Origin of the sequence: Thermomonas hydrothermalis, assembly GCF_900129205.1 — a bacterium.
GTDB lineage: Bacteria > Pseudomonadota > Gammaproteobacteria > Xanthomonadales > Xanthomonadaceae > Thermomonas > Thermomonas hydrothermalis.
Window position 1 is genome coordinate 1 of the sequence record NZ_FQUK01000015.1, and the last position, 12,760, is coordinate 12,760.

A 12,760-nucleotide genomic window follows, 5' to 3' on the forward strand; every position below is an offset into this window, starting at 1 on the left:
CACGGCGGATCGACCTGGCGGACGCTGCCATCGGGCAGCTTTACCCGGGGGATACGCACTTCCAGGAAGCACTCGTGCTGGAAGAAGTTCAGGTGCCGGTAACGCTTGGCGACGGTGTCGTGAACCGGATGCTGGCCCTCCACGCCAGCCAGCGCGAAGCGGCTGCCGGCGATGAAGTCCACCCGGATGGTGAGCGTCTTGGCCGCCAAATCGAAGTCCGCGCCCGTCACCTGCCACGGCGGAGAGACCCCCAAGGCAGCCTCAAACAGCTTGTCAGTCATACCCGATCCCGTACCTGCTCAGGTCCAGCTTACCCACTCGAAATTGAAAAGAGGCTATAAAACGAACTCGGCCCTGCTGCCCAGTGACCGTTAGACAGCAGGTGGGCGTAGTCGTATTGGTATGCCCCACTTGCGTCTTCGATCAGGAAGTTGGGGTCAGGTGCGGTACCCGAACCGCCGCAGGCCGTCCCGCCGGCATTCAACGCGCACGACGAGTAGTCTCGCTGCCCCTGGAAGAGCGGGTCATTCTTGCGCCAAGTCAGCCAGGCCGTGGCGTGGCCGGCCCCATCAGCGAAGCTGCTGCCCCAGATCAGATCGATATTGCGCGACTTGCCGTCAAAGCCGGAATTGCCGGTCGGGTAGGTGAAGCCACGCGCATCCATTTTGCTCTGCACGTAGCTGTTGTTGTTGTCGTGCTGATAGGCGGACCAGCCGGCATTGACCTGGAAGCCCTCAAACTGGTCATCCAGGATGAAGTTGACCACGCCTGCCACCGCGTCGGCACCGTACACGGCCGAAGCACCGCCGGTCAGAATATCGACGCGCTTGACCAGACCAGCCGGAACCTGGCTGATATCAACCGCAAAGGCCGTACCCGGCTGCACGCGCTGCCCGTTGATCAGGACCAGGGTGCGGTTGTCGCCCAGATTGCGCAGGCTAGCGGTGGGGTAGCCGGTGGCACCGTTGTTGTTGAACGAGTCAAAGTAGGGCGACAGCTGCGGCATCTGGTTGACCAGATCGTCCACACGGGTGGCACCGGTGACCTTGAACTCTTCCTGATTGATTTCAGCCACCGGGCTGGAAGCCGTGATGGTCTGGCTCTGGATACGCGTACCGGTGACGACGATCGCGTCCAGGTCGGTCGCCTTCTTCTCCTACTTGGCCTCGGTCCCGGTGTTGGTGGTGGCCTCTTGTGCCAGGGCGGATGCGGAGAACCCGCCAACCCCTGCGATCAGGGCGATGACGATGGCATCGCGCAACTTCGAACGTTTCATTGTGTGTACCCCCAGGGTATGGAGTGAATAGAGACGCCCACCCCGCCCTGACGGCAACCCCCCGTCACGAGGAGGGGTGGACCTGCCGATGCTACAACAACCACAAAAACAAATGAAGTTTCCGTTAATCCCGCTTGCACACTGATGCATCTGTCGTCTGACCGCGTAGCACCCAGATGCGATGCAAGACCGGCTGCCTGATGGATCTGGTAGAGATGGTGTGCCGTACTGGCATCGAACCACTCAACCAGCGGATTGAGTCCGGATGCGAGGCCGACTGCTCTGAAGTGGTGGGCCGTGTTGGAATCGAACCAACGACCAGCGGGTTGAGCCCGAATGCGAGACCGACTGCTCTGAAGTGGTGGGCCGTGTTGGAATCGAACCAACGACCAGCGGATTAAAAGTCCGATGCTCTACCGACTGAGCTAACGGCCCACAGGATGCGCCCGGCCTTGCGCCGGGGCGCGCATTCTAACCGATCCGAGCGCCGTTGACGTAGCGGGTGGGGTCGGCGACCCCGGCGTCGGCAAAGCCCTGCGCGCGCAGCCGGCAGGCGTCGCAGTGGCCACAGGCGCGTCCCTCGGGGTCGGCCTGGTAGCAGCTGACGGTCTGTGCGAAATCCACCCCCAGCCGCAGCCCTTCGCGCACGATCTCAGCCTTGGACAGATGCAGCAGCGGGGCGTGCACGCGGAACTTTTGACCTTCCACCCCGGCCTTGGTGGCCAGGTTGGCCAGCGCTTCGAACGCGGTGATGAAGGCGGGCCGGCAGTCCGGATAGCCGGAGTAGTCCACTGCATTGACCCCGCAGAACAGGTCGGTGGCGCCCAGCACTTCCGCCCAGCCCAAGGCTACTGACAGCATGATGGTGTTGCGCGCGGGTACGTAGGTGGACGGGATGCCCTGCCCGATCACATGGCCATCGGCGTCGGTGGGGACTGCGATGTCATCGGTCAGCGCCGAGCCGCCGATGCTGCGCAGATCCACATGCACGGTCTTATGCGCCACAGCACCCAGCGCGCGCGCGACGCGGGCGGCGGCATCCAGCTCGGAGGTATGCCGCTGGCCGTAGCGCACACTCAGGGCATGCGGGGCAAAGCCAGCTTCCCGGGCGATGGCCAGAACCACCGCGGAATCCATGCCACCGGACACGAGGACGACGGCGGGTTTTGTGGGTGTCAGCATGGGCAGAAAGATGGTGTCAGTGGCCGGGGGCATCATTCCACAACAGCTTGTGCAGCTGGATCTGAAAGCGCACCGGCAAGCGGTCGGCCACGATCCAGTCGGCCAGCGTGCGTGGTTCAAGCTGGCCGGCGCTGGGCGAGAACAACACCTCGCAGCGGGTATGCAAGCGATGGCGGGCGACCACCGCGCAGGCCCAGTCGTAGTCTGCACGCGAGCAGATCACGAACTTGACCTGGTCGTGCGGCGTCAGCAGGTCGAGATTGGCCCACAGGTTGCGCGCCTCCTCGCCCGACCCCGGGGTCTTGATGTCCACGACCCGGCTCACCCGCGGATCGACGCCCGCGATGTCGAGCGCGCCCGAGGTTTCCAGCGAAACGTGGTAGCCGGCATCGCACAAGCGTGTGAGCAGCTGCAGGCAGCGCTTCTGCGCCAGCGGTTCGCCGCCGGTGACGCAGACATGCCGGACGTCGAACCGGGCGACTTCGGCCAGGATGGCCTCCAGCGTCCACCACTGCCCGCCGTGGAATGCGTAGGCGGTATCGCAGTACTGGCACCGCAACGGGCAGCCGGTCAGGCGCACGAACACGGTGGGCCAACCGACGTCGCGGGCCTCGCCCTGCAACGACAGGAAGATTTCGGTGAGCTTCAGGCGCTCGGCCTGGCCGGCCGCCGACGCGGCGGCCGCATCGGCGACGGCAGTCATGCGCACATTCTACCGGTTGCTAGTCAGCGCCATCGCCCGCAGCCGATCCTCGGCGGTGCGGGCCACATCGCTGCCCGGATAGCGTTGCACCACTTGGCGCAACGTCGCCTCGGCCTGTGGCAACTGCTTGAGCCCGTACTGCGACAGCCCCAGCTTGAGCAGCGCACCCGGCGCCTTGTCGTGGATCGGGTAGCGTTCCAGCAAGGCCTCAAACTGCTGCGCCGCCAGCGCGTAGTTCTGGGTGACGTAATAGCTTTCCCCAAGCCAGTACAAGGCATTCGGGGTCAGCGCGGCATCGGGATAGGTGGCCAGGAAGGCGCGCAGACGCCGCGCCGCCTCGACGTAGTCACCCGTCTTGAGCGCCTCCAAGGCATTGGCGTAGGCGCTTTGCTCGTCCTGAGCGGGCACGGCCGGAGCCGCCACGCCGGCCGGCTGGGGAGGCGTGGCGGACGATGGCGCCGTCGCCGCACCAGGAGATGACGCCGCCGTACCAGACGGCGACGCGGTGCTGGCACCGGTGGCCTCCAGACGGTCGAGCCGACCACTCAAATCCAGATACTGCGCCCGCTGCCCCTGCCGGGCCTGCTCCAGCTGATGTTGCAGGTCTTCCACCTGGCCGCGCAGGCTTTGCACCTCGGCGCGCAGCTGGGTGATCTGGTTGACCAGCTCCACCGCATTCTGCTCGCCGGCCATGCGCTGCTCCAGCGCGGCCACCCGGTCGGCCAGACTGGGCGCACGCTGCGCCGATGCCGACGGCGGCGCCAGCAGCGCCGCCACGGCCAGAGACACGAGAGCGATCCGCATCACTTGTCGGTATAAATCAGCTCGACACGACGGTTCTTGGCCCAGCACGACTCTTCGTGCTCGGCGCAGACCGGACGTTCCTCGCCATAGCTGACCACGGTCAGCTGGGTTGCGCTGCCGCCGCTGGCCTGCAGCGCCGAAGACACGGCATTGCCACGGCGCTCGCCCAGCCCGAGGTTGTATTCGCGGCTGCCGCGCTCGTCGGCATTGCCTTCCAGCCGCAGACGCGCCGAGGGCCGGTCACGCAGATACTTGGCGTGGCAGGCGATCAGCGCCGTGAACTCCGGCTTCAGCGCGTCCTGATCGAAATCGAAATACACCACGCGCTGGCGCAGGCAGGCATCGGTATCCAGGTCAGCGGGCGTGTACACCCCCGGACGCGGCGCTTCAGTCACCGGCGCGGTGCTGGCCTGTGGCGGCTCCGGCATCGGGGCCGGCGGGGTTTCCTTGACCTTCTTGCTGCAGCCGGCCGCAACGGCGACGGTCAGCAGCGCGAGGGTGAGAATGCGGGTGACACCGGACGTGTTCGACATGACAACTCCTCCTTGGCAAGAACGGGATGGTACAAGCGCCCCGGCGCGGGGCATGTGGGATCAATGTTTCCGGTACGGGGACCAGGCTGGCTCACGCACATCGCCGCCGGACACTTCCAGACGCTGCCGTACCCGGCCATCGACCGAAACAGTGTAGAGCACGCCGCGACTGCCTTCGCGGGCGGCATAGACCAGCATCGCACCATTCGGCGCAAAGCTGGGCGACTCATCCAGCGCACCCGGCGAGAGCATGCTCCAACGCGGACTGCCGGTGCTGCGATCCATCAGGGCGATGCGGTACACATTGCCTGCCCCCTGCGCCGTCGCCAGCTTTTTGCCATCGGGCGACAGGCTGGGGCTGGCGTTGTAGCTGCCCTCGAAGGTGACCCGGCTGGCACTGCCGCCGCTGGCCGGGATCTGATAGATCTGCGGCCGGCCGCCGCGATCCGAGGTGAAGTACAGGGTGGCACCGTCCGGGCTCCACACCGGCTCGGTATCGATGCCGGACTCGTGGGTCAACTGGATGAGCTGACGGCTGGCCAGATCCATCACATAGATATCCGGGTTGCCGCCCTTGGACAGACTCATCGCCAGCCGGGTGCCATCCGGTGAAAACCGGGGCGCACCATTGATGCCGCGGAAGCGGGTGATGCGTTCGCGGCTGCCGCTAGCCACGTCCTGGATCCAGATCCCGGAGTTGCCCCCCTCGAAACTGACGTAGGCCAGCTTACGCCCATCCGGACTCCATGCCGGCGACAGGATGGGTTCACTGGAAGTGACCACGGCGCGCGGGTTGTAGCCATCGGCATCCGCCACCATCAGCGCATACTGGGCACTGCGCCCGAGACCGCTGGCGGTGACGTAGGCGATGCGGGTCCAGAACGCACCAGGCACGCCCAGGATTTTTTCGTACACGGCATCGCTGATCTGATGGGCGACATCGCGCATCGATGCAGCTGGCGCGATCAGCGCATAGCCCAGCAGGCGCTGCTGGCGGGCCACGTCGAACAGTTCGTATTCGGTGCGGTACGTGTCACCCGAGGCCAGACAGCGGCCCACCAGCAGAAAATCCTGCTTGAGCATGCGCCAGGTGGGATAGGCGACTTCGCTGGCCTGGGTGGGCCGCTCCGGCAGAGTGGCCGGATCCGGGCTGCGGAACTGCCCGGAACGGGCCAGATCGGCGCGCACCACGCCGGCCACATCGACACCGCCGCAGTCGCCAGCGAACGGCACCACCGCGATCGGCAGCGCCGCCGCGTTACCACCGACGATGTCGATTTCCAGCCCTCTGGATTGGGCCTGCGCTGCCAAGGGCGCGCCTAACAGCAGGACGAGGCAAGTCAGCAGGCGGCGAATGGAACCGATCGTAGGCATAGGCAAGGGCAACGACGTCCTGGGCGAAGACAACGGTGAACGGCTAGATTGGCAAGCGTTTATCACGCCTGGATGAACACCAGCACACCGGCAAAGGGGCGCATCGGTGGCTGACGCCAGCACCGATTGAACCATAGGGGAGATTTGCCGCATCAGCGATCTTCGGCGACAAAGTTCAGCTCCAACACTCGGCTGAAAACCCGCTCATAGCCCGCATACGGCAGCGGCGAGGCTTTCAGCACTGCGGCCTCCACTGAACGCCGCCCCAGTGCGTCATACGGGCAGCTGGGTGCGATGTCCACGCTGATGACCTCGCCACCGGGGATCTGATGGATGGTGAGCCGACAGCGCTGCCCGAGTGGCACGGTCTCGGGCCGGGTCCACTGGCGGACGATAGCCTGTTGTAAAGCGGCGGCGTAACGGGCTTGCAGGTCGTCATCGCTGCCGCGATTGCCCGGCGGCGGCGTGGCCGCGGGCATGCGCGCTTCGGCCAGCTGCTGGGCCCGCATCTCGGCCTGGATGCGCTCACGCGCGGCCTGCTCACGCTGGCGGCGAAGCTCCTCGATCTGACGCAGACGCTGGCGTTCCAGCTCGGCCTGGCGTTGTGCGTTCAACTCGGTCTGATCGGGCTGTCGCTGGCGAGCCTCCTGCTCCCGCGGACGCTTGGCGACCTCGGGCGACGGCGCGTCCCGCTGCACTTTCTCCTGTTCCACCGGCGCCGGCTCAGGCACCGGCGGCGGCAAGGCCTTGTGCGGGGCAGATGGCGCAGGCGCCGGTTCCGGCAGCGGCTTTGGCAACGGCGCCTGCTTTTGCGGCGGCGGGGTTGGCGACCGCCGCAGGGCGCGCTGCAGATCGACGCCGAGCTCGTCCGCCGTCACCAGATCCGCCTCGATCGGTTCCCCCGGTGCCGCCAGCACCGTGGTCTGCTGCGACCAGCGCAACCCGGCGAACAGCAGCAGGAACAGCAGCACATGCAACAGCACGGCCTGGACAATGGCGATGCCGGTGTCGGCGCGGGTCTGTTTCACACCGGCCTCACTGACGCTTCGGGTCGCCCATCAGCCCGGCACGGGCGACGTTGGCCTGTTGCTGCAACAGCGACAGCACCTCATACACCCGCTGGTAACTCACCTCGCGATCGCCGGCCACATAAACGGCAAGCCCAGGGTCGGCGGCGACGAAGGCACGCACCTTGGCGACCAGCTGCGAGGCCTCCATCACCTGCGGTCGATCCACGCCTTCGTAGGTCAATGCCAGTCGGCCATCCCGGTACACCTGCACCACTACCGGCTTGTGGCGTTTCTGCTCCAGTGACTTGGCATCGGCCTGCGGCAGGTTCACATCGACACCGACGTTGAGCAGCGGTGCGGTGACCATGAAGATGATCAGCAGCACCAGCATCACGTCGATGTAGGGGACGACGTTGATCTCGGCCTTCAGCCGGCGCTTGCGTGGGCGACGATGCGAAGCGGCCACCGCCTCAGCCCTCCTGGACCTGGCGCTGCAGCACCGAGGAAAACTCTTCGCCGAAGGTGTCGTACCGCACCGCCATGCGCTCGACGCGGGTGGCAAAGCGGTTGTAGGCCCAGACCGCCGGGATCGCCGCGAACAGGCCCATGGCAGTGGCCACCAGCGCCTCGGAAATGCCAGGCGCGACGGTGGCGATGGTGGCCTCCTTCATGGCGGCCAGCCCCTGGAACGACACCATGATCCCCCACACCGTGCCAAACAGGCCGACATAGGGGCTGATCGAGCCGACGTTGGCCAGAAACTCGAGATTGCGCTCCAGCCCGTCCAGTTCGCGTGAGGTGGCAGCACGCATGCCGCGCTGGGCGCTCTCCAGCAGCATGCGTGCGTCAACGCCACGGCGCTGGCGGGCGCGATTGAACTCGCGCATGCCGGCCTCGAAGATCGCTTCCAACCCCTCGATCTGCCGGTGCCGCTCGGTGGCGGTGGCATACAGCTTGGACAGCTCGATCCCGGACCAGAACGTCTCCTCGAACCGGTCGGCTTCGCGCTCGGCGCGATCCAGCAGCCGCTTCTTGCGCAGGATGATCACCCAGGACGACAGCGAGGCCAGCAACAACAGCGCCATCACCAGCTGCACCGGAAGGCTGGCATGCAGTACTAGCTGCAGGATATCCAGACCGTGATCGGCCACCGCGCCGGCCGGTGGCGCAGACGGGTTTGCAAGCGCCACCGAGGCCGCTTCGGGGGCGTCAGGCAGGGCTTGCGGCAGGGATTGCAGCAAAGGTTGGGGCAGCATCAAGGCGTCTCCAGAAACGGTAGCAAACGGTCGACAACAGGCGCAGGCAGGCGACAGGGGCGGAATGTGCTGGCACGGACGGCGGCGACATGAACCTGCGCCGCGATCAGCAGCACCCCGTCGCGCTCGATCCGCTGCGCCAGACGCAAACTGGCGCCGCCGCATTCCAGCAGGGACACGCTGACCGAAAGCTGATCGTCCAGCCGCGCCGGGGCGCGGAAGTCCACCTGCATGGCCCGCACCACGAACACCAGGTCGAATGCACGCCGCAGTTCGTCCTGCTGCAGCCCAAGTGCACGCATCCATTCGCTGCGTGCGCGCTCCAGGAAGGCCAGGTACTGCGCGTGATAGACCACGCCGCCGGCGTCGGTATCCTCCCAATAGACCCGCACCGGCCAGACGAACGGCTCAGTCATGCCCGGCCTCGAACAAGCCCGGCGTGCTGGCCTTGGGCTTAAACCCCAGATGCCGGTATGCCTTTGGCGTAGCCATGCGGCCGCGCGCGGTGCGCACAAGAAAGCCCTGCTGGATCAGGTACGGCTCGATCACATCCTCCAGCGTGCCGCGCTCCTCGCTCAGCGCTGCCGCCAGCGATTCCACCCCGACCGGGCCGCCGTCGAACGCGTCGATCAGGGTTCCCAGCAGGCGGCGATCCAGCTCATCAAAGCCTTCCGGATCCACTTTCAGCATGTCCATCGCCGCACGTGCGGTCGCCACGTCGATCACCCCGCTGCCGCGTACCTGCGCATAGTCGCGCACCCGCCGCAGCAGCCGGTTGGCAATCCGCGGCGTGCCACGCGAACGCCGTGCCAGTTCTGCCGCGCCGGCCGCATCGCAAGGAATCCCAAGAATCTGCGCGGAGCGGCAGACGATATGCGTCAGCTCCTCCGCCGAGTAGAACTCCAGCCGCTGCACGATGCCAAAACGATCGCGCAGTGGTGCGGTCAAAAGCCCGGCGCGGGTGGTCGCCCCGATCAGGGTGAATGGCGGCAGATCCAGCTTGATCGAGCGTGCGGCCGGCCCCTCGCCGATCATGATGTCGATCTGGCAATCCTCCATCGCTGGATACAGGATTTCCTCGACCACCGGCGACAGGCGATGGATTTCGTCGATGAACAGCACATCGCGCGGCTGCAGGTTGGTCAGCAGCGCCGCCAGATCACCGGCCTTTTCGATCACCGGGCCCGACGTGACCCGCAGGTTCACCCCCAGCTCGTTGGCGATGACATGCGACAGCGTGGTCTTGCCCAGGCCGGGCGGACCGAAGATCAACACATGGTCCAGCGCTTCGCCGCGCTGCCGGGCGGCTTCGATGTAGATGCGCATCTGCTCGCGCACAGGTTGCTGGCCGAGATAATCGTCCAGCCGGCGCGGCCGGATGCTGGCCTCCAGCGCCTCGTCCTCACGGGTCGCCGCTGGCGTGATGATGCGGGGATCGGTCATGCCCGTATGGTATCGGACTGTCTGGCCCTGCGCCCCGCCGGCGCACTCAGATTTCCACCTGCGCCCCCAGTTCGACCAGCCGGTTGCTGGGGATGTGGAAGAAGTTACTGGCCGGTGCGGCATTGCGATGCATGAAGGCAAACAGCTTGTCGCGCCAGATCGGCATGCCGCGGTGGCGGCTTGGCACGATGGTTTCCCGACTGACGAAATAGGTGGTGTCCATCGGGTTGAACACCAGATCGCACTGGTCACACGACTGCATCAGTGCCAATGGCACGTCCGGGGTTTCCATGAACCCGTAGCGCACGATCACGCGGTAGAAATCATCGCCCCCGATCGACTCGATCTTCAGCCGCCGGTCTTTCGGCACATAGGGCACGTTGAGCGTTTCCACGGTCAAAAACACGTTGTGTTCGTGCAGCACCTTGTTGTGCTTGAGGTTGTGCAGCAGAGCGTGCGGCACCATGTCCGGATTGGCGGTGAGAAACACGGCCGTGCCCGGCACCCGGACCGGCGGGGCCAGCATCAGGCCCGGCAGGAAGGTGGCGAGCTCGATGCCTTCTTTGCGCATCTCGGCGCTCAGCAGTTCGCGCCCACGCCTCCAGGTGCGCAGCATGGTGAACAACACCACCCCAAGCACCAGCGGGAACCAGCCGCCATCGGGAATCTTGGCGCCGTTGGCGATCACGAACGCACACTCCACCGCCGCAAACACCACGCACAACGGCAGCACCCAGTGTCGCCAGCGCGGCCACAGCACATAGGCCACCAGCGCAAGCAGCAACGTGTCGATCAACATCGTCAGCGAGACCGAGATGCCATAGGCGGTGGCCAGCGCGGTCGATGTGCGGAAGGCCAGCACCAGTGCCACCACCAGCACCATCAACGTCCAGTTGATGGCAGGCACATAGATCTGGCCGATGGTGTCGCTGGAGGTGTGCTTGATCCGCATGCGCGGGATGTAGCCCAGCTGCATGGCCTGCCGCGCCACCGAGAACGCGCCGGTGATGACCGCCTGCGAAGCGATCACGGTGGCGGCGGTGGCCAGCAGGATCATCGGCCAGCGCGCCCAGTCGGGCACGCCGATGTAGAACGGGTTGCGGATCGCGGTCGGGTCGCCCAGCACCAGCGCCCCCTGCCCGAGGTAGTTCAGCATCAGCGCCGGCAGCACGAAAAAGTACCAGGCCAGCCGGATCGGTCGCGGCCCGAAGTGCCCCATATCGGCGTACAGCGCCTCGCCGCCGGTCACCGCCAGCACCACGGCGCCGAGAATGAAAATGCCGTGGAAATGATGCTCAAGAAAGAACCGGGCCGCCCACATCGGGTTGAAGGCTTTCAGCACTTCCGGGGCCTGCAGGGTATTGAACACGCCCACCGCCGCCAGCGAGGCAAACCACAGCAGGGTGATCGGCCCGAACACCTTGCCCACTTTGGCTGTGCCATAGCGCTGGCTGGCAAACAACGCCACCAGCACCAGCACCGTGATCGGCACGATCCATTGATGCAAGCTGGGCGCCACCACTTCCAGGCCCTCGATCGCCGACAGCACCGAAATGGCCGGCGTGATGACACCGTCACCAAAGAACAGTGAGGCGCCGAAGATCCCCAGGATGCCGACGTAGTACGCCGCACGCGAGCCTTTTTTCAGGGTGCGCTGGGCCAGCGCCATCAGCGCCATGATGCCGCCCTCGCCGTCGTTGTCGGCGCGCATCAAGATGGTGACGTATTTGGTGGTGACGGTGATCATCAACGCCCAGAACACCATCGACAGAATGCCCAGCACCGTGTCGTGGTTGGCGGTCAGCCCAAAATGCGGCGAGAACGCTTCCTTGAGCGTGTACAGCGGGCTGGTGCCGATGTCGCCAAACACCACGCCGATGGCGCCCACGATCAGCCCGAACAGGCCGATTTCGTCCCGCGTTTCATGCCCGTGGCCAGTGGCGGGCGGAACAGGGGAAGAAGCCGAATGTGTTGCCATGGGAGGGTTCCTGATCGGGCGGCGTACGGCCGCCCCTTGTCAACGCAACGCGGACTGTAGCGCCTTGCGGATGATGGCTTCGGCGGTCTCGCCTTCGCCGGATGCCGCCTTGGCCATGCGCTCGGCCTCGGCTGGCTTGTAACCCAATGCCTGCAGAGCCGAAACCGCTTCGGCCACGGCATCCCCCGGGCGCGCCGGCACCCCGGGCGCGCCCTGGGTGAATGTGGCGGCACGATCGCGCAGCTCCACCACCATGCGTTCTGCCGTCTTGCGGCCGATGCCCGGAATGCGGGTCAGCGCCGCCACGTCCCCGGCCTGCACCAGCTGCGCGAACGCCTCGACCGAGACGCCCGAGAGCACGGCAAGCGCGATCCTGGCACCAATCCCGCTGACCTTCTGGACATCGCGAAACAGACGTCGCTCGGCTTCGCTGAGAAAGCCGTACAGGGCCACGCTGTCCTCTTTTTGGGCGTAATGGGTGAACAGCGTCACCTCACGCCCCAGCTCGGGCAGCGCGTAGAAAGTGCTCATTGGCGCTTCCAGCTCGTAGCCCACACCGTGGACGTCGAGGACGAGCCACGGCGGCGCCTTGTGAATAAGGATGCCTTTCAACCGTCCGATCATCGCCGCCCCCTGCCCTTACGCCCCCAGGCCAGCCGTTCGGCCACGCCGAGACGGGCCGCGCTTGCCCGGACATGGGCGTGGGTAATGGCCACCGCCAGCGCGTCTGCGGCATCCGCCTGCAGACGCCCGGACAACCCCAGCATCACCGCCACCATGTGCTGCACCTGCCGTTTGTCGGCGCCGCCGCTGCCCACCAGTGCCAGCTTGATTTCCTTGGCGGCGTACTCGCTGACGGGCAGGTCGCGCGCCACACAGGCGGCCACCGCAGCACCGCGTGCCTGGCCCAGCTTGAGTGCGCTCATCGCGTTGTTGGACAAAAACACCTGCTCCACCGCCACTTCGTCGGGACGGAACTGTTCGATCAGCGCCCACAGTCCGTCCAGAAGCGCCCGCAGCCGCAGCGGGAAGGACTCGGCGTGCAGCAGCATCAGAGGCTGATGATGCACATGCGTCAGCCGACCATCGGTCGCTATGTCGATGATGCCCACCCCGGTGCGCTGCGAACCGGGGTCGATGCCAAGCACGCGCACCGGCGCAGGACGGCCATCGGACGTGGGCAGGGGCATCATCGACTACC

Annotated in this window: 14 protein-coding genes, 1 tRNA gene and 1 pseudogene; all 16 read right to left on the reverse strand. The window is 65.9% G+C overall.

Annotation, left to right across the window (positions count from 1 at the left end; translation table 11 throughout):
- Window positions 1–281 (reverse strand): annotated as a pseudogene (locus BUA29_RS05645) (ISL3 family transposase); the annotation flags it as partial.
- Between the two features lie 29 nt (window positions 282–310).
- Complete coding sequence (locus BUA29_RS05650; protein WP_072755645.1) at window positions 311–1,075, reverse strand: TonB-dependent receptor plug domain-containing protein; 765 nt, start codon at window positions 1,073–1,075, stop codon at window positions 311–313.
- A gap of 560 nt (window positions 1,076–1,635) precedes the next feature.
- Window positions 1,636–1,711, reverse strand: a tRNA-Lys gene (locus tag BUA29_RS05655).
- Window positions 1,712–1,747: 36 nt separating this feature from the next.
- The gene (gene queC / locus BUA29_RS05660) at window positions 1,748–2,458 is read right to left on the reverse strand and encodes a 7-cyano-7-deazaguanine synthase QueC (protein ID WP_072755689.1); all 711 of its coding nucleotides are present in this window, start codon (window positions 2,456–2,458) and stop codon (window positions 1,748–1,750) included.
- A 16-nt stretch (window positions 2,459–2,474) separates the two neighbouring features.
- Window positions 2,475–3,161 carry a 7-carboxy-7-deazaguanine synthase QueE gene (gene queE, locus BUA29_RS05665; RefSeq protein ID WP_072755646.1) on the reverse strand — a complete coding sequence of 229 codons (687 nt, stop codon included), beginning with the start codon at window positions 3,159–3,161 and terminating at the stop codon, window positions 2,475–2,477.
- 9 nt (window positions 3,162–3,170) lie between these two features.
- Complete coding sequence (gene ybgF / locus BUA29_RS05670; RefSeq protein ID WP_072755647.1) at window positions 3,171–3,965, reverse strand: tol-pal system protein YbgF; 795 nt, start codon at window positions 3,963–3,965, stop codon at window positions 3,171–3,173.
- Window positions 3,965–4,498 (reverse strand): peptidoglycan-associated lipoprotein Pal, encoded by a 534-nt coding sequence (gene pal / locus BUA29_RS05675; RefSeq protein ID WP_072755648.1) that lies wholly within the window; start codon window positions 4,496–4,498, stop codon window positions 3,965–3,967. Before pal ends, ybgF begins: the two co-directional genes overlap by 1 nt.
- Window positions 4,499–4,558: 60 nt before the next feature.
- Window positions 4,559–5,872 (reverse strand): Tol-Pal system beta propeller repeat protein TolB, encoded by a 1,314-nt coding sequence (gene tolB, locus BUA29_RS05680; protein WP_072755649.1) that lies wholly within the window; start codon window positions 5,870–5,872, stop codon window positions 4,559–4,561.
- A 152-nt stretch (window positions 5,873–6,024) separates the two neighbouring features.
- Window positions 6,025–6,900, reverse strand: coding sequence for a cell envelope integrity TolA family protein (locus BUA29_RS05685; protein WP_072755650.1), 876 nt, complete (start codon window positions 6,898–6,900; stop codon window positions 6,025–6,027).
- 7 nt (window positions 6,901–6,907) lie between these two features.
- A complete protein-coding gene (tolR, locus tag BUA29_RS05690; protein ID WP_072755651.1) occupies window positions 6,908–7,348 on the reverse strand; it encodes a protein TolR in 441 nt (146 codons plus the stop codon).
- Between the two features lie 4 nt (window positions 7,349–7,352).
- Window positions 7,353–8,138 (reverse strand): protein TolQ, encoded by a 786-nt coding sequence (tolQ, locus tag BUA29_RS05695; RefSeq protein WP_072755652.1) that lies wholly within the window; start codon window positions 8,136–8,138, stop codon window positions 7,353–7,355.
- Window positions 8,138–8,554 carry a tol-pal system-associated acyl-CoA thioesterase gene (gene ybgC, locus BUA29_RS05700; protein WP_072755653.1) on the reverse strand — a complete coding sequence of 139 codons (417 nt, stop codon included), beginning with the start codon at window positions 8,552–8,554 and terminating at the stop codon, window positions 8,138–8,140. The genes tolQ and ybgC overlap by 1 nt, the downstream gene beginning before the upstream one ends.
- Window positions 8,547–9,581, reverse strand: a complete 1,035-nt coding sequence (gene ruvB / locus BUA29_RS05705) for a Holliday junction branch migration DNA helicase RuvB (RefSeq protein WP_072755654.1) — start codon at window positions 9,579–9,581, stop codon at window positions 8,547–8,549. Before ruvB ends, ybgC begins: the two co-directional genes overlap by 8 nt.
- A 46-nt stretch (window positions 9,582–9,627) precedes the next feature.
- On the reverse strand, window positions 9,628–11,559 hold the full coding sequence (locus tag BUA29_RS05710; RefSeq protein ID WP_072755655.1) for a potassium transporter Kup: 1,932 nt from the start codon (window positions 11,557–11,559) through the stop codon (window positions 9,628–9,630).
- A 39-nt stretch (window positions 11,560–11,598) separates the two neighbouring features.
- Window positions 11,599–12,183 (reverse strand): Holliday junction branch migration protein RuvA, encoded by a 585-nt coding sequence (gene ruvA, locus BUA29_RS05715; RefSeq protein ID WP_072755656.1) that lies wholly within the window; start codon window positions 12,181–12,183, stop codon window positions 11,599–11,601.
- Window positions 12,180–12,749, reverse strand: a complete 570-nt coding sequence (gene ruvC / locus BUA29_RS05720) for a crossover junction endodeoxyribonuclease RuvC (RefSeq protein ID WP_072755690.1) — start codon at window positions 12,747–12,749, stop codon at window positions 12,180–12,182. The genes ruvA and ruvC overlap by 4 nt, the downstream gene beginning before the upstream one ends.
- Window positions 12,750–12,760 lie beyond the last annotated feature (11 nt).

Bases quoted from the DNA above. Each gene is read 5' to 3' on its own strand.
- queC (WP_072755689.1), bottom strand. From the start codon at position 2,458: ATGCTGACACCCACAAAACCCGCCGTCGTCCTCGTGTCCGGTGGCATG.
- queE (WP_072755646.1), bottom strand. From the start codon at position 3,161: ATGACTGCCGTCGCCGATGCGGCCGCCGCGTCGGCGGCCGGCCAGGCC.
- ybgF (WP_072755647.1), bottom strand. From the start codon at position 3,965: ATGCGGATCGCTCTCGTGTCTCTGGCCGTGGCGGCGCTGCTGGCGCCG.
- pal (WP_072755648.1), bottom strand. From the start codon at position 4,498: ATGTCGAACACGTCCGGTGTCACCCGCATTCTCACCCTCGCGCTGCTG.
- tolB (WP_072755649.1), bottom strand. From the start codon at position 5,872: ATGCCTACGATCGGTTCCATTCGCCGCCTGCTGACTTGCCTCGTCCTG.
- tolQ (WP_072755652.1), bottom strand. From the start codon at position 8,138: ATGCTGCCCCAACCTTTGCTGCAATCCCTGCCGCAAGCCCTGCCTGAC.
- ybgC (WP_072755653.1), bottom strand. From the start codon at position 8,554: ATGACTGAGCCGTTCGTCTGGCCGGTGCGGGTCTATTGGGAGGATACC.
- ruvB (WP_072755654.1), bottom strand. From the start codon at position 9,581: ATGACCGATCCCCGCATCATCACGCCAGCGGCGACCCGTGAGGACGAG.
- BUA29_RS05710 (WP_072755655.1), bottom strand. From the start codon at position 11,559: ATGGCAACACATTCGGCTTCTTCCCCTGTTCCGCCCGCCACTGGCCAC.
- ruvA (WP_072755656.1), bottom strand. From the start codon at position 12,183: ATGATCGGACGGTTGAAAGGCATCCTTATTCACAAGGCGCCGCCGTGG.
- ruvC (WP_072755690.1), bottom strand. From the start codon at position 12,749: ATGCCCCTGCCCACGTCCGATGGCCGTCCTGCGCCGGTGCGCGTGCTT.